At 74.9% G+C, this 23,995-nt stretch carries 19 protein-coding genes; 7 read left to right on the plus strand and 12 right to left on the minus strand.

Annotation, left to right across the window (positions count from 1 at the left end):
* Positions 1-24: 24 nt before the first annotated feature.
* The 3 genes from thrS to LQ327_RS24850 all read right to left on the minus strand — a co-directional run bounded on the left by thrS (position 25) and on the right by LQ327_RS24850 (position 7,347).
* Positions 25-2,091, minus strand: coding sequence for a threonine--tRNA ligase (gene thrS / locus LQ327_RS24840; protein ID WP_230738486.1), 2,067 nt, complete (start codon positions 2,089-2,091; stop codon positions 25-27).
* A gap of 649 nt (positions 2,092-2,740) precedes the next feature.
* Entirely contained in the window at positions 2,741-3,037 is a 297-nt protein-coding gene (locus LQ327_RS24845; RefSeq protein ID WP_230738487.1) for a hypothetical protein, read from the minus strand.
* A complete protein-coding gene (locus LQ327_RS24850; protein ID WP_308286372.1) occupies positions 3,028-7,347 on the minus strand; it encodes an RHS repeat-associated core domain-containing protein in 4,320 nt (1,439 codons plus the stop codon). Before LQ327_RS24850 ends, LQ327_RS24845 begins: the two co-directional genes overlap by 10 nt.
* Before the next feature lie 109 nt (positions 7,348-7,456).
* On the opposite strand from LQ327_RS24850, the gene LQ327_RS24860 reads away from it, so the two are divergent.
* A complete protein-coding gene (locus LQ327_RS24860) occupies positions 7,457-7,774 on the plus strand; it encodes a hypothetical protein (protein ID WP_230738489.1) in 318 nt (105 codons plus the stop codon).
* Positions 7,775-7,969: 195 nt separating this feature from the next.
* Here the strand turns inward: LQ327_RS24860 and LQ327_RS24865 are convergent, their stop codons facing one another.
* Positions 7,970-9,241 carry an alpha/beta hydrolase gene (locus tag LQ327_RS24865; protein ID WP_230738490.1) on the minus strand — a complete coding sequence of 424 codons (1,272 nt, stop codon included), beginning with the start codon at positions 9,239-9,241 and terminating at the stop codon, positions 7,970-7,972.
* Between the two features lie 284 nt (positions 9,242-9,525).
* Here LQ327_RS24865 and LQ327_RS35000 point away from each other — a divergent pair, with 284 nt between their 5' ends.
* Entirely contained in the window at positions 9,526-10,845 is a 1,320-nt protein-coding gene (locus tag LQ327_RS35000; protein ID WP_230738491.1) for a helix-turn-helix domain-containing protein, read from the plus strand.
* A gap of 39 nt (positions 10,846-10,884) precedes the next feature.
* On the opposite strand, the gene LQ327_RS24875 is transcribed toward LQ327_RS35000, so the two are convergent.
* The 4 genes from LQ327_RS24875 to LQ327_RS24890 form a co-directional block, all read right to left on the minus strand.
* Positions 10,885-11,334 carry a hypothetical protein gene (locus LQ327_RS24875; RefSeq protein WP_230738492.1) on the minus strand — a complete coding sequence of 150 codons (450 nt, stop codon included), beginning with the start codon at positions 11,332-11,334 and terminating at the stop codon, positions 10,885-10,887.
* Positions 11,335-11,441: 107 nt separating this feature from the next.
* Positions 11,442-12,215, minus strand: a complete 774-nt coding sequence (locus tag LQ327_RS24880) for a GAF and ANTAR domain-containing protein (protein ID WP_230738493.1) — start codon at positions 12,213-12,215, stop codon at positions 11,442-11,444.
* 50 nt (positions 12,216-12,265) lie between these two features.
* Positions 12,266-13,429 (minus strand): fatty acid desaturase family protein, encoded by a 1,164-nt coding sequence (locus LQ327_RS24885; RefSeq protein ID WP_372460754.1) that lies wholly within the window; start codon positions 13,427-13,429, stop codon positions 12,266-12,268.
* A gap of 170 nt (positions 13,430-13,599) precedes the next feature.
* Entirely contained in the window at positions 13,600-14,712 is a 1,113-nt protein-coding gene (locus LQ327_RS24890) for a flavin reductase family protein (protein ID WP_230738495.1), read from the minus strand.
* A gap of 173 nt (positions 14,713-14,885) precedes the next feature.
* On the opposite strand from LQ327_RS24890, the gene LQ327_RS24895 reads away from it, so the two are divergent.
* The gene (locus LQ327_RS24895) at positions 14,886-15,377 is read left to right on the plus strand and encodes a pyridoxamine 5'-phosphate oxidase family protein (protein ID WP_230738496.1); all 492 of its coding nucleotides are present in this window, start codon (positions 14,886-14,888) and stop codon (positions 15,375-15,377) included.
* Between the two features lie 9 nt (positions 15,378-15,386).
* Here the strand turns inward: LQ327_RS24895 and LQ327_RS24900 are convergent, their stop codons facing one another.
* From LQ327_RS24900 to LQ327_RS24910, 3 genes are read right to left on the minus strand one after another with little or no spacing between them, the layout of a single operon-like run.
* Positions 15,387-16,643: an iron-containing alcohol dehydrogenase family protein gene (locus LQ327_RS24900; RefSeq protein ID WP_230738497.1), complete on the minus strand. Its 1,257-nt coding sequence runs from the start codon at positions 16,641-16,643 to the stop codon at positions 15,387-15,389.
* The gene (locus LQ327_RS24905; RefSeq protein WP_230738498.1) at positions 16,640-18,124 is read right to left on the minus strand and encodes an aldehyde dehydrogenase family protein; all 1,485 of its coding nucleotides are present in this window, start codon (positions 18,122-18,124) and stop codon (positions 16,640-16,642) included. Before LQ327_RS24905 ends, LQ327_RS24900 begins: the two co-directional genes overlap by 4 nt.
* 28 nt (positions 18,125-18,152) lie before the next feature.
* Positions 18,153-19,241 (minus strand): mandelate racemase/muconate lactonizing enzyme family protein, encoded by a 1,089-nt coding sequence (locus tag LQ327_RS24910; RefSeq protein WP_230738499.1) that lies wholly within the window; start codon positions 19,239-19,241, stop codon positions 18,153-18,155.
* A gap of 106 nt (positions 19,242-19,347) precedes the next feature.
* Here LQ327_RS24910 and LQ327_RS35005 point away from each other — a divergent pair, with 106 nt between their 5' ends.
* The gene (locus LQ327_RS35005; RefSeq protein WP_230738500.1) at positions 19,348-20,073 is read left to right on the plus strand and encodes an IclR family transcriptional regulator; all 726 of its coding nucleotides are present in this window, start codon (positions 19,348-19,350) and stop codon (positions 20,071-20,073) included.
* A gap of 19 nt (positions 20,074-20,092) precedes the next feature.
* Positions 20,093-20,524, plus strand: coding sequence for a hypothetical protein (locus LQ327_RS24920; protein ID WP_230738501.1), 432 nt, complete (start codon positions 20,093-20,095; stop codon positions 20,522-20,524).
* 240 nt (positions 20,525-20,764) lie between these two features.
* Here the strand turns inward: LQ327_RS24920 and LQ327_RS24925 are convergent, their stop codons facing one another.
* Positions 20,765-21,361: an MOSC domain-containing protein gene (locus LQ327_RS24925; protein WP_230738502.1), complete on the minus strand. Its 597-nt coding sequence runs from the start codon at positions 21,359-21,361 to the stop codon at positions 20,765-20,767.
* Positions 21,362-21,454: 93 nt separating this feature from the next.
* On the opposite strand from LQ327_RS24925, the gene LQ327_RS24930 reads away from it, so the two are divergent.
* Both LQ327_RS24930 and LQ327_RS24935 read left to right on the plus strand, forming a co-directional pair.
* Positions 21,455-22,177: a GntR family transcriptional regulator gene (locus tag LQ327_RS24930; RefSeq protein WP_308286373.1), complete on the plus strand. Its 723-nt coding sequence runs from the start codon at positions 21,455-21,457 to the stop codon at positions 22,175-22,177.
* On the plus strand, positions 22,174-23,994 hold the full coding sequence (locus tag LQ327_RS24935) for an N-acetylmuramic acid 6-phosphate etherase (RefSeq protein WP_230738504.1): 1,821 nt from the start codon (positions 22,174-22,176) through the stop codon (positions 23,992-23,994). Before LQ327_RS24930 ends, LQ327_RS24935 begins: the two co-directional genes overlap by 4 nt.
* Position 23,995: the final 1 nt, after the last annotated feature.

Below are 23,995 nucleotides of genomic sequence, written 5' to 3' on the forward strand. Positions count from 1 at the left end.
CGCAGACCCATCGTGCTCGTCGGGTCAGGCACGCGTCACGTGCGGACCGAAGGACCCCTCGTCCGGCGAGGTGTTCTCGCGACGCGCGACCCAGTCGGCGACGGCCGCCACCGCGTCGTCGACCGGCACCCCGTTGACCTGGGACCCGTCGCGGAACCGGAACGACACCGCGTTCGCGTCGGCGTCCTTCCCGCCCGCGAGCAGCAGGAACGGGACCTTCGCGAGGGTGTGCGTGCGAATCTTCTTCTGCATCCGGTCGTCGGAGTGGTCGGCCTCGGCCCTCAGGCCCAGGGCCTTCATCTTCCCGACGATCCCGTCGACGTAGTCCGTCTGCTCGCCCGACACCGGGATCGCGACGGCCTGCACCGGCGCGAGCCACGCCGGGAACGCGCCCGCGTAGTGCTCGGTGAGCACGCCGAAGAAGCGCTCGATGCTGCCGAAGAGCGCGCGGTGGATCATGACGGGACGCTGCCGGGACCCGTCGCTCGCGGTGTACTCCAGCTCGAAGCGGTCGGGCAGCATCAGGTCGACCTGGATCGTCGACATCTGCCAGTAGCGCCCGATCGCGTCCTTGGCCTGCACGCTGATCTTCGGGGCGTAGAAGGCGGCGCCGCCCGGGTCGTCGACGAGGTCGAGGCCGAAGCTCGACGCCGCGTCGCGCAGCGCCTGCGTGGCCTCCTCCCACTCCTCGTCGGTGCCGATCGACTTCTCCGGGTTGCGGGTGGAGAGCTCGAGGTAGAAGTCGTCGAGGCCGTAGTCGCGCAGCAGCCCGAGCACGAAGGTCAGCAGCGAGGTGATCTCGCCGGCCATCTGCTCGCGGGTGCAGTAGATGTGCGCGTCGTCCTGGGTGAAGCCGCGCGCCCGGGTCAGGCCGTGGACCACGCCCGACTTCTCGTAGCGGTAGACGGTGCCGAACTCGAAGAGCCGCAGCGGCAGCTCCCGGTACGACCGCCCGCGCGCCCGGAAGATCAGGTTGTGCATCGGGCAGTTCATCGGCTTGAGGTAGTAGTCGATGCCCGGCCGCTTCAGCTCGCCGTCGTCGCCGTACTCGGCGTCGAGGTGCATCGCCGGGAACATGCCCTCGCGGTACCAGTCGAGGTGGCCGCTGGTCTGGAAGAGCTCGCCCTTGGTGGCGTGCGGGGTGTTGACGAACTCGTAGCCAGCCTCGGTGTGCCGCTTGCGGGAGTAGTCCTCCAGCTCCTTGCGGATGATCCCGCCCTTGGGGTGGAAGACCGCGAGGCCGGAGCCGATCTCGTCCGGGAAGCTGAACAGGTCCAGTTCGGCGCCCAGACGGCGGTGGTCGCGGCGCTCGGCCTCGGCCAGCCGCTCCAGGTAGGCGTCCTGGGCCTCCGGCGACTCCCACGCGGTCCCGTAGATCCGCTGCAGCTGCGCGTTGCGCTGGTCGCCGCGCCAGTAGGCGGCCGCCGACCGGGTGATCTTGAAGGCCGGGATGTACCCGGTGGTCGGGATGTGGGGGCCGCGGCACAGGTCGCCCCAGACCCGCTCGCCGGTGTGGGCGTGGATGTTGTCGTAGGCGGTCAGGTCGCCGGACCCGACCTCCATGATCTCGCTGTCGTCCTCGTCGGTGGTGCCCTTGAGGTCGACGAGCTCGAGCTTGAAGGGCTCGGAGGCGAGTTCCTCGCGGGCGGCGTCGAGGGACTCGTACTCCCGGCGCACGAAGCGCTGCTTCGCCTTGATGATCTTCTTCATCGACTTCTCGAGGTCGGCGAGGTCGTCGGGGGTGAAGGGCTTGTCGACCGCGAAGTCGTAGTAGAAGCCGTCGGCCACCGGCGGGCCGATGCCCAGCTTGGCGTCCGGGAACTTCTGCTGCACGGCCTGCGCGAGGACGTGCGCGGCGCTGTGGCGGATGACCGCGCGGCCGTCGTCGGTGTCGGCCGCGACCGGCTCGACGTCGACGTCCTCGTCGGGGCGCCAGGCGAGGTCCTTGAGGGCGCCGTCGGGGGCGCGCACGACGACGACGGTGCTGGAGCCGGTGCCGGAGAGGCTCGCTTCGCGGAGGGCCTCGCCGGCCGTCGTCCCGGCGCCGACCCGGACGGTGGCGGCGGGAGCGGGGGCTGCGAGCGAGGACACGGCGCGTACTCCTGGGTCGTGAAGGCTGATCTGGGTCGTGGCGGAGGGTCTCCCCCGCGAGTACCAGCCTATCGACCGACGGCGAGGGGGTTCGGAGCGCCGTGCCGGGGCCGGACGGGGGTCTCCGCGCGGCGGTTGCATGATCAACAGGCCTGGATGGCTGCGGAGGAGTCCCTGCGACGACCACTGGGTCCCGGTGATCACACGCGGCGGTCGTGCTCGCTTGATCAACAGGCCTGCATGTGTCCCGCCCGGCCCGCAAGGCCCACCCAGGCCTGTTGATCACGCGAGGCGGGCGGCTGGTCATGATCACCGGGCACCTGGCGGGCTCCTCGCCCCCCGTCCACCCCGCCACATGCCCGCTGATCATGCGCGGGGAGTTGTCCGGCAGGTGAGCCGGCGCCCGCGGCCGCCGCTGCAAGATCAACAGACCTGTTCGGGATGTCCGCGGCTGGTGGGACCCATTCATGCCTGTCAATCACGGTGGTCGGTCGCCCAACATGATCACCGGGCACTTGCCGGGCCCTCAGCCCCGTCCATCCCGCCACGGCCTGTTGATCATGAGAGCAGGCTAGCCGCCCCCGACGCTCCTAGAGGAGAAAATCGCACCTACGAGACGAACTCTCGCGAGGAGTCCGGCAACCATAGGTCACTCGGCAGGCCGAGAGGCGACGGAACCTTGATCGGCGAACTTGTCGATCACGTCGCTCAGGTTCTCGTCGCTGATCTTCCACCGCTCGGCGATCTCCCGCAGGACCTGCGCCGAGTGCTGGTCGATCTCCATGTCGTACTCGATGATCGTGGCTGCCAATTGTTCGACCCCGACCACGGACTCGCCGGCCTCGACATCGTCGGAGAAGACCTGCAGCGTCGTGTCGTCGAACCCCTGGCCACGCAGGTCGGCGATCAATCGCCGAAATATCTGCCGTTCTTCCATCAGTTCCAATTCCCGTAGAATGGATAGGCCGTGATGATTTCGCGGCCCGCGGGCTGATAAACGACCCTGACGGGGACACCGTCACGCACCCCGTAGACACGGAACGTCGCGGGACGCCCCGTCCTCTCCCAGATCGAACCGCCCCTCCCTCCCCCTCGGATCGTCGAGGACGGGTCGGTGACGATATCCGAGATGTGGTGCATGGTCTGATCTCTGGACCAGGTGCCCGGGAACTCTGACTTCCCGGGCTGGGCCGGTGGGTAGTGCCCGCCTCGTCCCGGGCCATCCCCGTCGAGGATGTGTTTGCGGGCCTCGGGGCTGGAGAGGTCGACCAGGCCGCCCCCGCCACCGTGCGACGGGTCCAGGCCCAACGGGTCCACCCAGGTGTGCGGGTTGTGCACGTACGCGACCGGGTTCGGGGCGGGCGCGAGGCCGAGCGGGTCGGGCGAGGCGTACCGGGCCGTGTCCGGGTCGTACTGGCGGTGCAGGTTGTCGGCCCAGCCGGTCTCGGGGTCGTCGTACTGGCCGGGGAAGAGCAGCGGGGACGACGCCGAGCCCTCCCACGACGTCCGCCCCCACAACGACCGCCGGGCCCGCCCGGCCACCACCCCGTCGAGCCCGACCAGCTCCGTCGGTGCCCCCACGAGATCGGTGACCACCGCGTAGAACCGCTCGTCGACCTCGTCCTGGCCGGCCCGGCGCCACCGTTCCCGCTGGGTGACCGGGCGCAGGCCGGAGTGGTCCCAGGTCGTCGAGGACACCCCGTCGGGCGCCCAGCGCACCTGCTCGACGAGCGTGGCCCCGTCCCACGTGAAGTCGACCTGTTCGGCCACCCCGCCCGCGCCGTCGAGCCGCTGCTTGGAGACCCGCCGCCCGAAGGCGTCGTGCAGGTACCGCCACCGGGTGCCGTCGGGCGTACGCACTTCGACGAGGCGGTCGAGCGCGTCCCAGGTGTAGAGCCACGTGTCGGGCCGGTGCGAGAGCCGGCGGCGGGTCCGGCGCACCACGCGGCCGAGCGCGTCGTGCTCGTAGGTCACCCCACCGGCCCGCTGCATCCGGGTACCGACCACCGACCGCGGGCCGGCCGACGCGCCCGCCCCGGGCCAGGAGGCGGCGGCGGTGTTCCCGAGCGCGTCGTAGGCGTACTGCTCGGACCACGGCGCCTCGTCGCCACTGCCCCGCGCGTGAGTGACCCGCCCGAGCGGGTCGAGCTCGAACTCCCGGGCGCCCGTCGAGGTGGCCAGCGACACCAGGTGCCCGTCCGCCCGGTACCCGAATCGCCGGTCCACCCCGCCGGCCCGCTGACCGACGAGCCGGCCGGCCACGTCGTGCTCGAGGTCCACCGCCGCCGCGCCGGCCACGCGGCGGGACTCCCGCCCGGCCGCGTCGTGGTCGAACGCCACCGACACGCCCGCGACCAGCGACCGCACCCGGGACGCCGCGTCGTAGGACCGCTCGGAGACCACGCCGGACGGGGTCTCCCGCCGCACCGGCCGACCCAGCGCGTCGTGCGCCGTCCGCAGCTCGCGGCCGTTCACGCTCTCCGAGACCACCCGTCCCGCGAGGTCCCGGCGCAGCACGACGTCGACGTCGGCCGTCGTCGCGCGCACCAGCCGGCCGGCGTCGTCGTGGTCGAACGTCGCCAGGGACCCCGGCGCGCGGCGCTCCGCCAGCTCCCCCGACGGCGAGTACCGGTACGTCGTGCGCTGCCCGGCGGCGTCGGTCCGGGCGACCACCCGCCCGAGCACGTCGCGCTCCGAGACCGTCCGGCGCCCGTCGAAGTCGGTCTCGGCGACGACCCGGCCGCACGGGTCCCGCTCGTAGGTCCAGCTCAGGCCACCGGGCGCGGCGACCTCCGCCAGCCGCAGTTCGGCGTCCCAGGCGTACTCGGTGCGTGTGCCGTCGGCGGCGGTCTCGGCGGCCAGCAGGTCGAAGTGGGTGTACTCGAAGCGCCGTACCCCGCCGGCCGGGTCGGTCAGCGCGACGACGTTGCCCTCGCCGTCGTACTCCCGGCGCTCGACCCCGCCCAGCGGGTCCACGACCACGCTCGGCCGCCCCTCGACGGTCCACGTCCGCCGGGTGAGCGCCCCGGTCGGGTCGGTCTCGGCGACCACCCGCCCGAAGGCGTCGCGCTCCCACGTCGTCCGGGCCCCGAGCGGGTCGACGACGGCGACGGGCAGGCCGGCCGCGTCGCACTCGACGAGGGTCTCCGCGCCGGTGGCGTCGAGGATCGACCAGGTCCGCCGGCCGGCGTCGTGCCGGTACCGGGTCCGGACGCCGGCGGGATCGATCTCCTCGAGCAGCCGGCCGGCGTCGTCGTGGCGGAACCGGGACGTGCCGGCCGGGCCCTCGACGCGGGCCGGGAGGCCCCGGGCGTCGCGGTCGATCGTCGTCTCCGCACCGTCGGGACCGACGACGCGGATCAGGTCACCGGCATCGTCGTAGGCCCGCTCGACGAGGGCCCCGGCCGCGTCGGTCTCGCGGACCGGACGCCCCTCGTCGTCGTACTCGATGCTCCGGCGGGCGCCGAGCGGGTCGACGACGGCGGTGAGGCGCCGGTGCTCGTCGTGAGCGTAGATCCAGGTGTTCCCGACGGCGTCGCGGCGCGTCATCGTGCCCGCGACCGGGCCGGTCGTGTCGTAGACGTAGTCCGCGCTGAGCGCTCCCCCGGACCCGCGCTGGCGGACGACCCGGTCCTCGTCGTCGTAGGAGTGCCGGAACCACGTCCCGACCCGGTTCGTCCAACCGGTGAGGCGTCCGCGCTCGTCGTAGCCCATCCGCAGCGGCAGGCCGGAGGAGTCGACGACCGCGGTCAGGTTGCCCGCGACGTACCCGAAACGGATCAGCGGGATCGGCCCGTCGGTAGTGAGCAGGTCGTACCCGGTCACGCGGTCCTGCGCGACGTGGACGCCGACCCGGTACCCGCCGCTGTGGCGGACCTCGCGGGGTGTGCCGTCGGGGTCGCGCACGATGTCGATGCGGTGACCGGCCTCGTCGGTCACCGCGGTGAGCCGGCAGGTCTCGCCGTCGCCGGCGAAGTGGTGACGACGGCGGGTGTCGAGGTCGGTCACGACGAGGCCGGCCTCGACGGCGTGCAACGTCCACCGCGGCGTGGTGGTCGCCCGGGCGGGCAGCGGGCCGGGCGGGTCGAAGCGCAGCACGTGGGTGTCGGCGCGGGCGAGGAGCACGCGGTCGTCCAGGACGCGCAGGTGCTCGTCGAGCAGCGACGCCCAGGTCGGGCCGAACCACCGACCGGAGCGGTACGACGACCGGTGGAATCGGCCGAGGACCAGCGGGAGGACGCCAGGGAGCTCGACGTCCGTGACCGGCATCAGGAGGTGGCCGGTGCCGGTGTCGACCGGGTCGCCGACGGTCGTGCTCTCGCCCGGCGCGGGCGTACGGGCCGCGTCCTCCGGGGCACGTCCCGCCGCCGGGGTGCTCGCCGTAGGGGCGTCCTCCACGGCACGGCCACCGGTGGTGACGGCCTCCTCGGCCCCGCGTCCGTCCCGGAGCAGCAGGCCCCCGCGGGCCAGCCGGCCGACCGGCCCCGCGACCGGGATCGCCCCCAGCGCCGCGACGCCCGCCGCGCCGGGGCTGCCCTCGGCGCCGTAGAGCCCCGCGTCGAGCAGGGCGAACGGCGCCCCGAGACCCGGCGGGATGCTCGCGACGGCGAGCGCCGGGTGCAGGAGGGTGCCGGGCTGGTCGACGACGGTCTCCGGGCCGGGCGCCGGGCCCGGCGCGGGTGCGCGCTGCGCGGTCGCCGTGCCCGGCAACGACTGCAGCCCCACCGCGACGTCACCCGGCGACACACCGTCGGGCACCGTCATCCCCGAGAGCCGCGCGGTGAGCGCCTCGATGCCGGTCGCGGCCGCCTGGTTGGCCTGGCGCTCCTTCTCGCGTGCCGCGCTCATCCCCGCCTGCGCGCCGGTGATCCCCTGCTGCAGCAACCCTTCCTCGGCGGGCATCATCGGCTGCGGCTGGTTCTGGCGGGTCGTCATCGCGTCGACGGCGGTGTCGAGCGCGGCGCGGGCCGTGGCGTAGGCCCGCTGCGCCTCGCGGAGGGCCTGGGCGTACTGCTCGAGGATCGGCCCGGCGGCCCGCACGACGTCCGCGCCCACGTCCACCGCCGCGCCGGCCCGCGTCACCGCCTGCGCCGCGATCGGCCCCGCGTCACCGCGCCAGGCCGCCCCCAGCCGTCCGCCCGCGGCCCGCACGTCCTCGCCGCCGCTGGTGAACCGGTCCGCCAGCCCGGCGAGCTGCGCGGCCCCGGCGGAGACGGCAGCAGGGTCGCCGCCCAGGGTCATGTCCGGTCCCGGCACCTCGCCCCCCTCCTCCGCGAAACCGCCCCCACCCGTCGTCGGGCCGACCTAACGTAGGTCGCGACGCCGGGCGCCGGTGGCCGTTTCGGAGAAGTGGGGGTGGCCGCCGGTGGCGGACGGGATCGACGCCGACCTCGCGGAGATGGCGGCGTGTGCGCAGGTCCTCCGGACGACCGGCGACACCGTCGGGCAGCTCGGCGCGGACGCGGGGCAGGCATCGGCCGCGGCGGGTGGCGGCGTGATCGCGGGCCCCCTCACGGCGTCGCTCGACCGCTTCACCGCGGAACTGCAGGCGCGCACCCAGCGGCTCGGGGCGGCGGTGGTGACGACGGGCAGCAGGGTGAGCGTCGCGTCGGGCAACTACGCGACCAGCGATGCGGCGGCGTCGCGGCGGATCTCCGGAGCGGTGCCGACGACGGGTCAGTGACGGGCCGGCGGCGGATGGGGAGGCCCTCGGGATGGCCGGTTACATGATCACCGGGCACCTAGCGGGCCCGCCGAGCACCGATGACCCCGCCAGGTGCCTGTTGATCATGGGACAGCGCGGGTGGAGAGTGCCGATGCAGCTCCGGAGCATCCCCGGCGACGACCACCGGGTCCCGGTGATCACGCGAGCCCGACGTCAGAGACCGCCCGGGCGCTCCGGCTTCCGCCCCAGCACCGCGATCAGGAACGCCTCGACGGCCCGCACGACGAGCAGGGTCCGCGGAGTGGGCAGCGCGTCGAACCCGTGCTGGGCGTGCGGCAGTTCGGCGTACGCGACCGGCGTCGCCGACACCTCCCGCAGCCCCCGCACGAACCCGCGGCTCTGCTCGGGCACGACGATCGCGTCGCCGGTGCCGTGCAGCACGAAGAACGGCGGCGCCCCGGGGTGGACACGGTGCGCGGGCGAGGCGTCGATCCACACCGCACCGTCGTTGGTGAGCGTGCCGGGCATCATCGTCTCGGCGAGGAGCAGGTCGAGGGTGCCGCTGCCGTCGTCCTGGGTGAGGTCGTAGATGCCGTAGAGGGTCACGGCCGCGTCGACCCGCGTGCCGTCGTCGTCGCGGCCGGTCAGGGCCGCGAGCGCCGCGAGATGCGCGCCGGCCGAGCCTCCGGTGACGGCGACGAAGTCCGGGTCACCGCCGTGCTCGCCGATGTGCGCGTGCACCCAGCGCAGCGCCGCGCGGACGTCGTCGATCATGGCCGGCCAGCGGGAGCCGGGCCCGAGCCGGTAGTTGACCGCCACGCAGACCCAGCCGCGCTCGACCAGGTGGGCCATGAGCGGGTTGGCCTCGCCCTCCTTGCGCCCCGACGACCAGGCCCCGCCGTGGATCTCGACCAGAACCGGTGCGCCGGCGTCGCGAGGCAGGTCCGGGTGACGCCACACGTCGAGGAGGTTCTCCCGCCCGTGGGGGCCGTAGGCGACGTCGCCCGCGCCCGCGGCCCGGAACCGTCGTGGTGCGGTGATCGCGCGCGGCGAGAGCCAGGCCGGCGCCTCCGGGGCGGGCGCGCGCGAGCCGAACGCCGACGAGAGCGCCTCGGAGAGGATCTGGTCGGTGGTCCGGGCGCGGCGGTCGAGCGTCAGGATGGCGGCGACGGCGGCACCGGCGAGCCCGAGCCCGACGCGTCCGGGGATGGTCCTGCTCGCGCCGCGACGGGCCGCGCTGAGCGCCACTCCCGCGGTGAGGACGGCGGTGGGACGCGGCAGCTCGGTCGCGAACGCGGCGAGCAGGGAGGCCCCGATCGCCGCGGGCCAGCGGCGGGTGAGAGGCCGGAAGCCCGCGGTCGCGACGAGAGCCGCCCCCGCGCCGCCCGCGAGCGCGGCGAGTGCGGCCGCCCTCGGTCCACCGCGCGTCCGGGTCGCCGGTCCACGCCACGCCCGCCGACCGGGCAGGCCGTCCGCCGTCGTCACGTCCGACCACCTCCCCCGCCGTCGCCTACCGTCGCCTGTCCGGCACCCGCCGGAGCCTGTCCGCGTCTTCCCCACCCGCCGGCACCCCGACCTGGCCGCCGACATCTGCCGTCCGATCCCCCACGATCCTCCCGCGCACCCCTGTGCCCGGACTGTGCCCCGTCCCCGCGCGTCGCGCCCGACACGCCCCGACACGGGCCCGACGGGCAGCCCGCACGGCCCCGCGGCGTGGCGCGGGTCGCGGCGAACCCCACCGAACGCCCCGAGTGGGTCACAATGACGGCGTGGCGGACCAAGCGAAGGCCGGGGAGGCCCCGACGGGGCGCGCGGCCGGGAGCGGCCGGGCCACCCTGCGGGCTGTCGGCGACCCGGGATGCGGACAGCGCAGCCACCCCTGGGCCGAGGTGCCGGCGGAGGCTGCGGACCGGATGCGGTCCATGATCGTCGGCACCGGGGACGACATCATCGACCAGGTCCGGGCCGAGGTCCCCGAGTACGCGCTGTCGATGGACGGCGTGTTCGGCCAGAACATCCGCAAGGGCGTGTCGGTGGCCCTGGAGCAGTTCCTGCAGCTGCTCGGGACCGACGACGACCTGCCGGACACCCGCGTGTACTTCGAGCTCGGACGGGTCGAGCACCGCCACGGCCGCACCATGGACGCGCTGCAGAGCGCCTACCGCGTGGGCTCGCGCGTGATGTGGCGGCGCATCTCGGACGGCAGCGACGCCTACGGCCTCGGGCCCGACGGGATCTTCCGGCTCGCCGAGGCACTGTTCGAGTACACCGAGCAGCTCGCGGCGGCCTCGGTCGCCGGGTACGCGCACGAGCAGAGCCTCACCGCGGGCTCCCGGCAGGCCCGTCGGCACACCCTGGTCGCGGCGTTCCTGCGGACGCCGACCCCCGAGGGACCCGAGCTCGAGCGCCTGGTCCGCGAGGCGGAGTGGGCGATGCCCCGCTCGCTCGCGGTGATGGTGTGCGACGAGGACGCGGTGCAGGCCGTGTTCCGACGGCTGCCCGCGGACGCCCTGGGCTCCCGGGTCGACGGTCTCGGCGTGCTCGTGATCCCCGACCCCGACGGCCCCGGACGAGCGGACGCCCTGTTCGAGGCCACGGCAGGGGTGACCGCGGTCGTCGGCCCGACGGTGCCCGCGGACCAGGTCGCGCGCACGGTCGCCCGCGCCCGGGCCGCGTGGCCCCTGGTCGTCGCGGGCGAGGTCACGGCCGAGGTCGACGACGAGCGCCCCTCGACCTCCCGGCCCGCGTCCGGCCTCATCCGCGCGGACGACCACCTGCTGGCCCTCCTGCTGCACGCCGACGTCTCGGTGACCACCGACCTCGTCGCGCAGCGCCTCGAGCCACTGCGCCGGATGACCTCCTCGGCCCGCGACCGCGCGGTGACGACGCTGCGGGCGTGGCTCGACGCGCACGGCGACATCGCCGAGACCGCCGGCCGCCTGCACGTACACCCGCAGACCGTCCGGTACCGGCTGGCCCGCCTCAAGGAGTCCTTCGCCGGCGCCCTGGACGACCCGGTGGCCCGCCTCGAGGTCGCGCTCGCGCTGCGCTTCGGCCCGGCGTTCGGCGAGCCCGCCGTCGAGGGCTGACCGAGGGCCGACCCTCGACGACGGGAGACGATCGAACGGTCAGCCGTCCGACGGCGCGTCGCGCACCGTGTAGGCCGTCGCCGGACGGGCGCCGAGCTCGGCCGTGAGCGCGGGCGGCGCCCCGTGCACCTCGACCCGGGCACCCGCGGTCAGCCGGTGCACGCGCAACTGCCCGAGCACCCGCACCAGGGCGGGGCCGCAGTCGCCGTCGAGCCCGGACAGGTCGACGACGAGCTCCGCCCAGGCCTCTCGGGCGAGCCGGTCGCGCATCGAGCGCAGCGTCCTGACCTGCGCGGGCCCGCCGGTACCGACGACGGCGACCGCGACACACCCGTCGTCGTGCGCGCAGAGGCCGACGCCGGCGTCGGTCTCCCGGGCCCACCGGTTCGCGTCGGTCCGCGCCTGACGTCGGCGCTGGTCGGCCGTCGCGACGGCCGCGGGCTCCTGCAGTCGTACGTCGTCGTTCTCGCGGGACAAGGACATGGTCATCGCGCACCTCCGCCGATCGGCGCTGCTCGGACGAGCCCGCGCGGTCTCGGCGGGAGGGTTCGCGGCTCAGATCTCCGATGGACCCGGCCCGCGAACCGTGAGCTGGATCACAGCTCCGAGCGATGCTCCGCGAGCGTCTTCGCGAGGTCACGGAGCTTGACGTTGAGGTCCTGCGAGGTGCGGCGGAGCGTGTCGAAGGCCTCGTCGGCGGTCAGTCCGCGACGCTCCATGAGGATGCCCTTGGCCTGGCCGATCACGTCACGGGACTGCACGGCCTCGGCCAGCTGGGTGGAGCGCAGCTCGGCCGCCTCCACCGCCTGCGCGCCCTTGAGCGCGACGGCCGCGTGGGTCGCGAACACCAGCGCGACGTCCTTGTCGGCCTCGTCCAGCCCGCCCGGGGTGCGCGAGTAGTAGTTCAGCGCCCCCATCCGGGGTCGGGCGTCGCGCGGGAACATCCCGGTCGCGAGCACCGAGTGCAGCCCGAGGTCGGCGGCGGCCGGACCGAAGCGGGCCCACCGCGAGTCGTGGCGCAGGTCGGCCGACAGGGCGTACCCGAGCCCGGGTGAGACGGTGGCCTCGACGCAGGGCCCTTCCTCGTGCTCGTACTGAACGGCGTCGGCCTTGCTCGCCACCGGGTCGGTCTCCACCGGCGTCGTGAACCCGCCGTCGAGGCGCAGGGTCACCGAGACCACGTCCGCCCCGACGACCGCCCGCGCGGCGTGCACGATGCGCTCGAGCACCTCGCCGACCCCGAGGCCGCCCTCCACGATGGTCAGGGCCTCACCGAGCGAGACGAACTGCTCGGCGAGCGGCCCGAGCGTGTCCTGATCACCGTTCACGAACCGCTCGCGCTCCTCTCGCCACCTGCCCTCGTCAGCCACGGGACGAAATCATGGCATCCCGTGGCCGGACGGGGCGGACGAGAGCCAGGTCAGGCGGCGGCCGGAGCAGCCCCGTCGCGCAGTCGGCGCAGCGTCGCCACCGCTTCGCCGATCACGGGCAGTCCCCGACGGCGGCGCTTCTCCACGGCCTCGTGCCCACCGGGGAACGACAGCCGCGCGATCTTCCACAGCACGCCGCCGTACTGCTTCCACATCGGGCCCGAGTGGTAGGGCAGCCCGTAGCGGCGGCACAGGTCGCGGACCTGGGGCGCGATCCGCGCGTAGTGGTTCGAGGGCATGTCCGGGAAGAGGTGGTGCTCGATCTGGTGCGAGAGGTTCCCGGTCATGATGTGCAGCAGCGTCGAGCCCTCGATGTTCGCCGAGCCGAGCATCTGGCGGACGTACCACTCGGCCTGCGACTCGTTCTCGAGGCGCTCCTCGTCGAAGGTCTCGACCTCGACCGGGAAGTGCCCGCAGAAGATCACCGCGTGGCCCCAGACGTTGCGCATCAGGTTCGCGACGAGGCCGCCGACCGCGGCGGGGACGAACGAGGGGCCGGACAGCGCCGGGAACACCACGTAGTCCTTGAGCATCTGCTTGCCCGCCTTGCGGAGCATGCCCATGATCGCCGGCTTCTTGTCCGCCCAGGTCTTCTCGCCGCGCTGGACCTCGTCGATCTCGAGGTCGAACATCGCGATGCCCCACTCGAAGATCAGGGCGAGCCCGGCGTTGCTGAGGAACTGGAACAGGTAGTGCGGCGCCCACGGCTGGTCCGGGTCGATCCGGAGCAGGTTGTACCCGATGTCCCGGTCCTTGCCGTGGACGTTGGTGTACGTGTGGTGCAGGTAGTTGTGGGCGTGCTGCCAGCCCTCGGCGGTCGAGACCGCGTCCCACTCCCACGTCGTGGAGTGGATCTCCGGGTCGCGCATCCAGTCCCACTGGCCGTGCAGGACGTTGTGCCCGATCTCCATGTTCTCGAGGATCTTCGCGACGCCGAGCGACGCGGTCCCCAGGACGAAGGCCGGCGGGAACAGCGCGCCGAGCAGCATGATGCGCCCGGCGATCTCCAGCCCGCGCTGGGTCTTGATCACGCGGCGGATGTACTGGGCGTCGGCCTCGCCGAGCGAGGACATGACCTCGTCGCGCATCGCCTCGAGCTCGGCGCCGATGCGCTCGATGTCCTCGGTCGACAGGTGCGCGGTCGACGGCGTGATGTGAGCCGTGCTCGCCCCGGGGCGGCCGGGGCCGGTCGGGGTCTTCGCCTCGTTGATCCGGGTGACGTGGTCGGGGACGACCTCGGGGTTCGCGACGGTGCTGGTCGAGCGGAGCGAGGGGGAAGTGACACTCATTGCGGTCCTCCTGGAACGCCGGGGAGCGGTGGTCTCTAGAGGTCGAGGCGGCAGTCGCCGGCGGCGGCCGAGACACACGTCCGCACGACGACGGCGTCGTCCGCTTCGGTGGTGTCGTCGGCGATGTGCAACTCACCGGTCTGCAGGTCAAGGACGGCGCCGGAGCGCAGGCGCCCGACGCAGGTGTGGCAGATGCCCATGCGGCACCCGCTGGGCAGGAGCGCGCCGGCGTCCTCACCGGCGCGGAGCAGGGGGGTCACCGCGTCGGCCTCGGCGACGATGCCGCTGGCCGTGAAGGTGACGCGTCCGCCGGTGCCCTCGGCGACCGGCTCGGGCGGACGGAAGCGCTCGACGAGGCAGGTCGCGCCGGCCTCGGCGACGTGGGCGGAGAACTCGTCGATCATCTCCGCCGGGCCGCAGACGAGGACGGTGCGCTCGCGCCAGTCGGGCACGAGGTCGTCGAGGTCGGCGGGACGGAGCCGGCCGGAACCGCTGTCGTGCTCGTGGACCCGCAGACGGGGCCGTGAGGCGGCGAGGCGGCCCAGGTCGTCGCCGTGCACCCGCTCGCCGCGGCCGGAGTGGACGACGACGGTGTCGGCGCCCGTCGCCGTGCCGGCGCCACCGGCGAGGTGGCCGAGAATCGGGGTGATCCCGCTGCCGCCGGTCAGCGCGAGGAGCGGCCCGTCGTGCTCCGGGGCGAAGTCCCCGATCGCCGGGCCCAGGGTCAGCAGCTCGCCCGGCGCCGCGGTGCGGGCCAGGAAGGTGGACACCGAGCCGTCGGGCACGGCGGTGACGCTCACGGTCAGGTGTTCGTCGCCGGGGGCACTCGTGATCGAGTAGGTCCGCCAGTGACGGCGTCCACCGATCTCGACGCCGATCCCGAGGTGCTGGCCCGGCCGGTGACCGGCCCAGCCCGCGCCCGGCCGGATGGTGAGCTCGGTGGTCGCGTGGCCGACCGGGCGCGTGGCCACGATCCGGCCGCGGAGCGCCCTCGTCGACCACAGCGGGTTGACCAGGGCGAGGTAGTCGTCGGGCAGCAGTGGGGTGGCCAGGGCACGCGTCGCACGGGCGAGACGACGCGCGATGCCCCGCCGGGGGGCCTCCTCGCGTGGCTCCCGGATCCCGGGTGCCGGTGCTCGTGTGATCACGCACCCGACGGTAGGGAGACCCGCCGTCGTGCTCTACGCCGGAAGCGAGGAGGTGCCGACCGGTTCTGTTGCATCTCCACAAAGTCAGGATTGGTGCCCGCTCGGCGGGGCTTTCCACCCGATTCGACCGGTTTCTTCTGAGATTCCGGTCACGTCGTCTAGGGTTTGAGGGCGTGGCCGGGTGGACCGAGTTCTGTGTGCTCGCCCCCTCGATCGCCGCGGTCTTCGCGCGACGGCACGAGGCCACGGGGAAGCTCTGCATGCTCGGGACGCTGCGCCCCGACGGGTTCCCCCGCATCAGCCCGATGGAGCCGCGCGTGTTCGAAGGCGAGCTGTGGCTGGCGGGCATGCCGCACACCGCCAAGTTCGACGATCTCGCCCGCGACCCCCGCTTCACCCTGCACACCGCCACCGTCGACACCCACGTCACCGAGGGCGACGCGAAGGTGTGGGGCACCGTCGAGGACGTCCACGACGAGGCCCTCCACGCGCGGTTCGCCGAGGCGATCTTCGCCGAGATCGGGCTCGACATCCGCGGTCAGCCGTTCGAGCACTGCTTCCGGGCCGAGATCGTCGGGGCGTCCGCCGTGGCGGTCGGCGGCGGCCACCTCGACATCACGACGTGGCGCGAAGGTCACCCCGAGACCGTGATCCGGAAGCACTGAGGCCGGTCGTCACCGCACCGAGCGGGTGAGCAGCCCGACCAGCGCCCCCCGGTCCGCGGCGCGCGGGGCGTTGCGGCCGACCGGGTCGGCCGCGGCGGTCGTCGCGAGCGCGTCGATCTCCGGGCGCCCGAGCCCGAGCGCCTCGCCGTCGATCCCGACCGACACCCCGACGGCCTCGCACCAGCCGGCCAGCGCCTCGGGCACCGCGACGACGGGCACGCCGAGGGTCTCCGCGACGCGGGCCCAGGCCCCGTCGTCGGGGCCGGTGTCGCCCGAGACGATCCCGGTCCCGTCCAGCGACCAGGCGACGACCTCGGGAAGGACCAGGCCCAGCGCCCGGCCGTGCACGACACCGTGGTGGGCGGTGATCGCGTGGCCGAGCGCGTGCACCAGTCCGAGCCCGCTGCGGGTGAGCGCCTGTCCGGCGAGGTGGGCGCCCACGAGCATCTCGGCGCGCGCCGTCCCGTCCGCGCCGTCGCCCACCGCGGCCGGCAGCCAGCGCCACACCCGACGCAGGGCCTCGACCGCGAAGGCCTCGGAGACCGGGCTGCGACCCCGGCTGACCAGCGACTCCAGGGCGTGGACGAGCGCGTCGACCCCGGTCGCCGCGGTCGGTCCGGCCGGCAGGCCGTGGGTGAGCAGCGGGTCGAGCACGGCGACCCGCGGCGTGGTGCTCGCGTCGCCGCAGTAGACCTTGCAGCGCCGCGCGGGGTCCTCGAGCACGCCGAACCCGTTGGTCTCGGCGCCCGTGCCCGCCGTCGTCGGGACCGCGACCAGCGGCAGTCCGGGACCGGACGAGTCGGCGGCCAGGCGCGCGATGCCCTTGGCCGCGTCCAGCGCGGACCCGCCGCCCAGGGCCACGACGACCGGCCGCGAGCCCGGGAACGCCTCGGCGACGACGCCCGCGCCCGCCTCGACCGAGACCACTGTCGGGTTGCCCGGCACGTCGTCGATCACGACCGTCGGGCAGCCGACCCCCGCGAGCACGGCGAGGGCCTCGTCGACGATGCCGGTCGCGCGCAGGCCGCGGTCGGTCACGATCACCGCGCCGCCGGTGCGGGCGCCGGAGTGGACGTCGAGCACGTGGTCCCCGAGGCGGGCGAGCGCGCCGGGGCCGGAGTCGACGGCGGGTCCGGGCTCGTGGACGAACGGGGTAGTCGCGGCGCAGGCACAGGCCGGTGTCAGCGATGCGGCGTTACTGACGCTGGACGTCAGCGACGCCGCATCGCTGACACGGGCGCCGGGCCGCGGCTCGACGGCGCTCACAGCGCGAACCAGGTGGTCTTGGGCGCCGAGTAGGCCTCGAGCGCGGCCAGCGAGCGGTCCCGGCCGCCGCCGGTGTCCCCGCCGCCGCCGAACGGCGTGGTCACCGACGCCGCGTCGAACGTGTTCACCCAGACCGTCCCGGCCCGCAGCGCCGCCGCGGTGCGGTGCGCCACGGACACGTCGCGGGTCCACACCGACGCGGCCAGCTCGAACCGGGTCGCGTTCGCCAGCCGCACGCCCTCCTCGGCCCCGTCGCACTCGATCACCGACAGCACCGGCCCGAAGATCTCCTCCTGCGCCAGCCGCGAGGAGTTCGCGACCCCGTCGAGCACCGTCGGCTCGACGTACGTCCCGCCCACGACCGGCTCGAGCACCGATCCGCCGGACGCCACCCGCACCCCCGTGGAGCGCGCGAGGTCGAGGTAGCCGACGACCCGGTCCAGCTGGGTCCGGTCGACGATCGCCCCGAGCACGGTGTCGGGGTCGAGCGGGTCACCCACGGTGAAGGTCTTCGCGAGGTCGACGACGCGGCCGACCAGCTCGTCGTGCACCGCCCGGTCGACGACCACCCGGGAACCGGCGTGGCAGGTCTGCCCGGCGTTGTAGAAGATCCCCCAGGCGATCGCGGACGCCGCCGCCTCGAGGTCGGCGTCGGGCAGGACGAGCTGCGCGGACTTGCCGCCCGCCTCGACCGCCACCGCCTTGCCGTTCGACTCCCCCGAATAGCGGTGGAAGAGCCGTCCGACCTCGACCGACCCGGTGAATCCGACCTTGTCGACGCCGTCGTGCCGACCCAGCGCCGCACCCGTCGTCGGGCCGTCGCCGGAGAGCACGGTGAGCACCCCGTCGGGCAGTCCGGCCTCGGCGCCGAGCCGGGCCAGGATCAGCGCCGACGACGGCGACTGCTCGGCCGGCTTGACGATCACGCTGTTCCCGGCGGCGAGCGCGGGACCGATCTTCCACGAGGTGATGATCAGCGGGTAGTTCCACGGCACGACGGCGGCGACGACGCCGAGCGGCCGGCGGGTGATCGTCGCGAGGGCGCCCGGACCGGTCGGGGCGACCAGGTCGTAGTGCTTGTCGATCGCCTCGGCGTACCAGGCGATCACGTCCGCGCACGTGGGGACGTCGACCTGCAGGGACTCGCGGATCGGCTTGCCGGTGTCCAGCGTCTCGGCGAGCGCGAGCTCCTCGGTGTGCTCCCGGACGAGCTCGGCGAACCGCAGCAGCACCCGCTTGCGGTGCGCGGGCGCCGCGTCGGCCCAACACCCGTCGTCGAACGCGCGGCGGGCGGCGCCGACGGCGAGGTCGACCTCGGCGGGCCCGGCGAGCGGCACGTCGCCGAGCAGCGAGCCGTCGCGCGGGGTGTGGTCGGGCAGCGACGCGTCGGCCGAGACCTCGCGGCCGTCGATGCGCAGGGTCGTGGTCGGGGCGAAAGCGGCGGCGCGCTCGCGCCAGCCGGCACGGTCGGTCGTGCTCACGGGCGGCTCTCCTGGTGCGAGGGGTGGATCAGACGGCGAGCGCGGCGCCGAGCCCGGGCGCCTGCGGGACGGCCAGCGTGCCGTCGGGGGACGGCCAGAGCGGTTCGGCGAGCAGGAAGTCACGCCGGTCCGGGGTCCAGCCGCCGGCCGGGTCGTAGGGGAACTCGAGGTACGGGCCGGCCCCGACCCCCGCCGCGACGTGGAGGTTCGCGAGCAGCCCGAGCCCGTTGGACCAGGTGTGCGGCGTGAACCGGCGATGTCTGGCGGCCATCGTCTCCGCGAGGTGGCGGGTCCGGGACATCCCCAGCGAGAGCACCACGTCGGTCTGCACGACGTCGAGGGCGTCCGCCTCCACCAGCGCGGTCACCTGCGCGGCGCTGTCGAGCATCTCCCCCGAGGCGATCCGCAGCCCGGGGTTGTCCGCGCGCAGCACCTGGTGACCGGCGAGGTCGGCGTACGGCAGCGGCTCCTCGATCCACCCGGGCTCGTACTCGGCGAGCCGACGGACGAGACGCCGGATCCGGCTCAGCTCCACGGAAGGTCGGGTGTCGCCGGCCATCCGCCAGGCCTGGTTGAGGTCGACGAGGACGTCGAGCCGGTCCCCCACCGCCTCGCGCACCGCGGCCACCGACGCGACGCCGGGCTCCGGGTCCCGCGGGTCGACGCGCACCTTCACGGCGCGGAACCCGCGGGCGACCAGCTCGGCCGCGTCCTCGGCCCGGCGCTCCGGCGGCTGCACCGAGCACCACGAGGCGTAGACCGGCAGCCGGTCGGCCACTCCCCCGAACAGCACCGAGACCGGCAGGCCCGCGACCTGCCCGAGGATGTCCCAGAGCGCCACCTCGAGCGGCCAGAACCGCCCGCCGTGGAACGCGATCGACTCGATGCGCCGGACCTGCGGCTCGATCGCGAGCGGGTCGGTGCCGAGGAAGTGCTCCAGGTGCGGCGCGAAGCCCGCCATGGTGTCGCCGGAGCCGATCCCGACGACCCCCTCGTCGGTCTCCACCCGCACGACGGTGGCGGCGAACGACCGACGCGGGTCGGGGTCCCACGCGGCGTGCATCGGCGGATCGAGGTCGATCTCGTGCTCGGTCACACGGATCTCGGTGATCTTCACGCTGGTCCCGGGGTCGACGACAGGCCGCTCGCGAGTGCACGCCGCGGTGGACCACCCGGACAAGGCGACCTTGCGGTGAGCGCAAGTGCCCTGGTGAGGTGGCCAGGTGGACGGCGGCGCGGGGGTGCGGCGCGACGTGGACCTGCTCGACGCGCTCGCCGCACCCGAGGCCCAGGCGAGCGGCCTCGGCGTGGCCCGGCTGGCCGCGGTGACCGGCCGCACCGAGAGCCAGGTCTCGCGGGCCCTCGTGGTGCTCGCCGAGGAGGGCCTGGTCGAGCGCGACCCGGAGAGCCGCCGCTACGCCCTCGGCTGGCGGCTCTACGCGTTCGCCGCCCGAACCACGGAGGCGCGCCTGGTGCGCACCGCGGGGCGGGTCCTGACGCGGCTCGCCGACCGGCTCGGCGTCGGCGCCCACCTGTGCCGCCTGCACGGCGAGGCCGTCGCGACGGTGCTGACCGTCGCCGGGGACGGCTCCGCGCCCCGCACCGGGTTCGACATCTCGGCCATGCCGATCGTGGTGAGTTCCGCGGGCCGGGCGCTGCTCGCGTTCCGGGACGAGGCCGGGCTGGCGCGTCGACTGACCGAGCGCGGACTCGACCCGCGGATCGCGGCGCAGGTGGTCGCCGACGGCGTGGCCATCGTCGACGGCGAGCTCGACCCGCGCCTCGCCGGTGCCTCGGCCCCCGTCCGCGACGTGCACGGCGGCGTGGTGGCCGCGGTGAACGTGTCCGGGCCGGTCTCCCGGATGCGGCCCGTCCTGCCCGCCCTGGCCGCCGCGACCGTGGACGCCGCGGCCGAGCTGTCATCACGCCTGGCCTCGCCCCGGGCGTGATCGCGGGTACCCGTCCGGTGTGCTGCTCGTCGTCGTGCACCTGGCCGCGGTCTGGTTCTGCGTCGGACTGGTGTGGGTCGTGCAGGTGCTGGTCTATCCCGAATTCCGGGCGATCGAGCGGTCGGCCTGGCGCGAGCACCACGACCACCACACCCGGTTGATGACGTGGACGGTGTGCGGCCCGTGGGCGGTGCAGGGGGTGACGTGCGCGGCGCTGCTGGTGTGGCGTCCGGCCGGCGTCCCGTTCTGGCTCGCGGTGGTGGCCGGGGTATGTGGGGCCGCGACGGTCGCGGTCACGCTCGGCCTCTCGGTGCCGTGCCATCGCCGGCTCGCGGTCGCCTACGACGACGGCGTGCTCGACCGCCTCGTCCGCACCAACTGGTACCGCACGGCCGCGTGGACCGCCGGGGGCGTCGTGGCGGTCGCGATGGTGCTGCTCGCTGCGCCGTGACTCGGGGCGGCGCGCTCCCTCCCCGGGAGGCCAGCGATCACGCAACGTCACCACGCACCCGTCTCGACCCCGCAGCCGTCCCTGGTGTCTCCGGAGCGGACACCGCCGACGGGCCCGGCCGCTGCCGTCGGTGACGAGCCGCGGGCCCGCGATGGCCCAGGCCGGTCCCGGAACCGCAGTGATCGACTTCTGCGCGGCGGAACGCGTCAGATGTGAGCTGTTCCGCCGCACACGTCGCGATCAGGCCGGGCGCCGCGACCGATGGGTCCCGACGGCGGCGCGGGCCGGGTCGAGCCGGAGGTGGGTGCCGCGCAGCGCGTCGGAGGCGTCGTCGAAGAGCGACCCGTCGGGCGGGAACGTCACCGCCAACGGCCCGACCCGCAACGTGCCGCTGCCCAGCACCGCGAACCGCACCCCGGCCCGACCGCGCAGCGCGGCGTGCGCGCCGGGCGCGAGGACGGCGTCCATCCACGCGCAGGGAGCGGCCGGGCGGCGGCCGCCGAGCAGGACCGGGCCGTCGCCGGAGTCGAGCAGGACGTCGGTGCCGCGCAGGGCCTCGACGTCGAGGCCGCGGGTGACGATGGTGCGGCGGGCGAGGGCGGGGTCGAACCGGGGCACGCCGAGCTCGTCCGCGACCGCCTCCAGGGCCTCGGCGGCGACGATGGTCAGCGCGGCGTCCCGGTGCGCCCGCCCGCCGGCATAGCGGTCGCCGACGACGCCGTGTCCCGCCCGCAGCTCGATCGACTCCGGGGAGAACGTGTCGACCGGCGTCGGGCCGTCAGCGGGCCGCCCCTCGAAGGCGTGCCGGGGCGACACGACGAATCGCTCGATCCGCACGAATCCCTCCGTGTCCGGACAGGTCCGGACCTCTTGATTCATTCAGGTCAGAGGTCTATACCTCTGGTGGTGGCGGCCAGGCGATCCACCGAGGTGAGCGCCCGCGTCGCCGCGCTGTGCGCCGAACTCGGCCCCGGTGCCATGTTGCCAGGCGAGCGGGAGCTCTCGGGGCGATTCGGTGTGTCGCGCGCGACCGTGCGCAAGGCGCTGGAGGAGCTGATGGCCCGGCGGGTCGTCGAGCGCCGTCACGGGGCGGGGACGTTCGTCCGCCGCCCGGCCGTGGCGCAGCCGCTGATGGCGACCTCGTTCGGCGACGACATGCGCCGGCGGGGCCTGGAGCCGTCGTCGCGCCTGCTGTGGTGGGACACCGTCGTGGCGGACACCGAGCTGGCGGGGCGGCTGGAGATGCCCGGCGGCGAGGCGGTCCTGCGGGTGTGCCGGGTGCGCCTCGCGGACGGCGAGCCGATGACGCTCGAGACCCTGCACGCCCCGGCCGAGCGGGTCCCGGGGCTCACCGGGGAGGACCTCGAGGGCGCCGCCTCCTACTACGACATCCTCGTGACCCGGTTCGGGCGGCGGATCCGGTCCGGGACCCAGTCCGTCGCGCCGGTGGTGCTCGAGGCTCACGAGGCGGACCTGCTCGGCGTGCCGCCGGGCGATGCCGCGCTGCGCTTCGTCCGGACCTCCCGGGACCAGCACGGTGAGGTCGTCGAACGTGTCGAGTCGCTCGCGCGCGGGGACCGCTACCTCATCGAGATGGACATCATGCCGCCCCGGGACGGGGCCGAGCCGGTGAGCTCGGGAGCGATGCCGTGACGACCGTCGTCGCCGTCGACATGGGCCGCTCCGGGGCCCGGGTCCTGCGGCGCGAGCCGGGCTGCCCGGACATCCGCCGGACGACGCCCGCGGGGGCCGGGCTCGGTGACGCGGGCGGCCCCGCGGCCGTGGCGGCCGCGGTGCGCGCGGCGGTCGCGGCCCCGCCCACGGACGGGCCCTGGTCGCTCGTCGTCGGGGTGCCCGGCGCGCTCACGCACCCGGGCGCGGCCGAGGAGCTCACCGACCTCCTCGCCTCCGGCTGGCACGGTCCCGACCCGATCGCGGTTGCCCTGAGCTCCGACGTCGTCGCGTGGCACGCCGGCGCGTTCGCGGCCCCGTCGCCCGGAAGCCAGGTCGTCCTCGCCGTCGGGACGGGCGCGGTGGCGCTCGGGGTCGGGGCCGACGGGCGGGTCCGTCGCGTCGACGGCCACGGCCTGCTGCTCGGCGACTCCGGCGGCGGTGCCCGGCTCGGGCAGGAGGGTCTGCGGGCGGCGCTGCGGGCCCTGGACGGCGCGGGGCCGGCGACGGCGCTGGCCGGCCCGGCGCGGGAGATGCTCGCCGGGCGCCCGGATTCGCCCGCGGCGTTCGCCGGCTTCGCGCCCGCGGTGCTCGCGGCCGCCGACGGTGGTGACGGGGTGGCGCGGGCCCTGGTCGACGACGCCGTCACCGCTCTCGCCGCGACCGTCGACGCCGCGGGTGGCTCCCGGGCCGGCACCGAGGTCGCCGTCGTCGGGGGCCTCGCGGACGCCCTCGCGCCGCGGCTCGCGGACGCCCGGCCCGACCTGGATCTGCGCGGCCCCGACGGGGACGCGATCGCGGGGCTGCTCCGCCTGCTCGACGACCCCGGGACGGCGCACGAACCGTTCGTCACCCGCCGCGCCGCCCCGGTGCCCGGTCAGACGTGGGGTCTGGCCGCGGAGGTCGACCGGCTGCCGACCGAGCTCGTCCGGGCCGGCTCCGAGGAGCTCGACGCCCTGACGACGCCGGTCCTGGTCGCGCGCCTCCTCGACGGGCAGGCGGCGGCGCCGGCCGCGGTCGCGGCGGTCGCGGGGGCACTGACCCAGGCGGTCGACGTGCTCGCGGAAGCGTTCCGCACCGGCGGGCGGCTGGTCTACGCCGGTGCCGGGACCTCGGGGAGGCTGGCGATGCAGGACGCCGCCGAGCTGCCGCCGACCTTCGGCATCGACTCCGCCCGGGCGCTGGCGCTGCTCGCGGGCGGGGCGGGTGCGGCCGGGGCGGCGGTGGAGAACGCCGAGGACGACGACGTCGCCGGGCGGGCCGACGTCGAGGCGGCGGGGGTCGGTCCCGGTGACGTGCTGATCGGGGTGGCGGCGTCCGGGCGCACGCCCTACGTGCTCGGCGCGCTGCGGGCCGCGGACGATCGGGGGGCGGCCACGGTCGCCGTCGTGAACGCGACCGGCAGCCCGGCCGCGGCCCTCGCCGGGACCGCGATCGAGCTGGTCACCGGCCCGGAGGTGCTCGCGGGCTCGACCCGGCTGGCCGCGGGCACCGCGCAGAAGGTCGCGCTGAACACGCTGACGACGGCGGCCATGGTGCGGGCCGGGGCGACCTACGGGCCGTGGATGGTCGGCGTCCGCGTCACCAACGCGAAGCTGCGGCGGCGCGCGGAGCGGATCGTGTGCGACGCGGCCGGGGTCGACATCGGCCTCGCGCGGGCGGCCCTCGCGGACGCCCACGACGACGTTGCGACGGCTCTGGTCGCGCTGCTCGCCGGCCTCGACGGCGACTCCGCGCGGGCCCGGCTCGCGGCGGCGGGCTCGGTGCGTGCGGCGGTCGACCCGGAGGCGATCGGGTGAT

Origin of the sequence: Actinomycetospora endophytica (assembly GCF_021026375.1) — a bacterium.
Taxonomy (GTDB): Bacteria; Actinomycetota; Actinomycetes; order Mycobacteriales; family Pseudonocardiaceae; genus Actinomycetospora; species Actinomycetospora endophytica.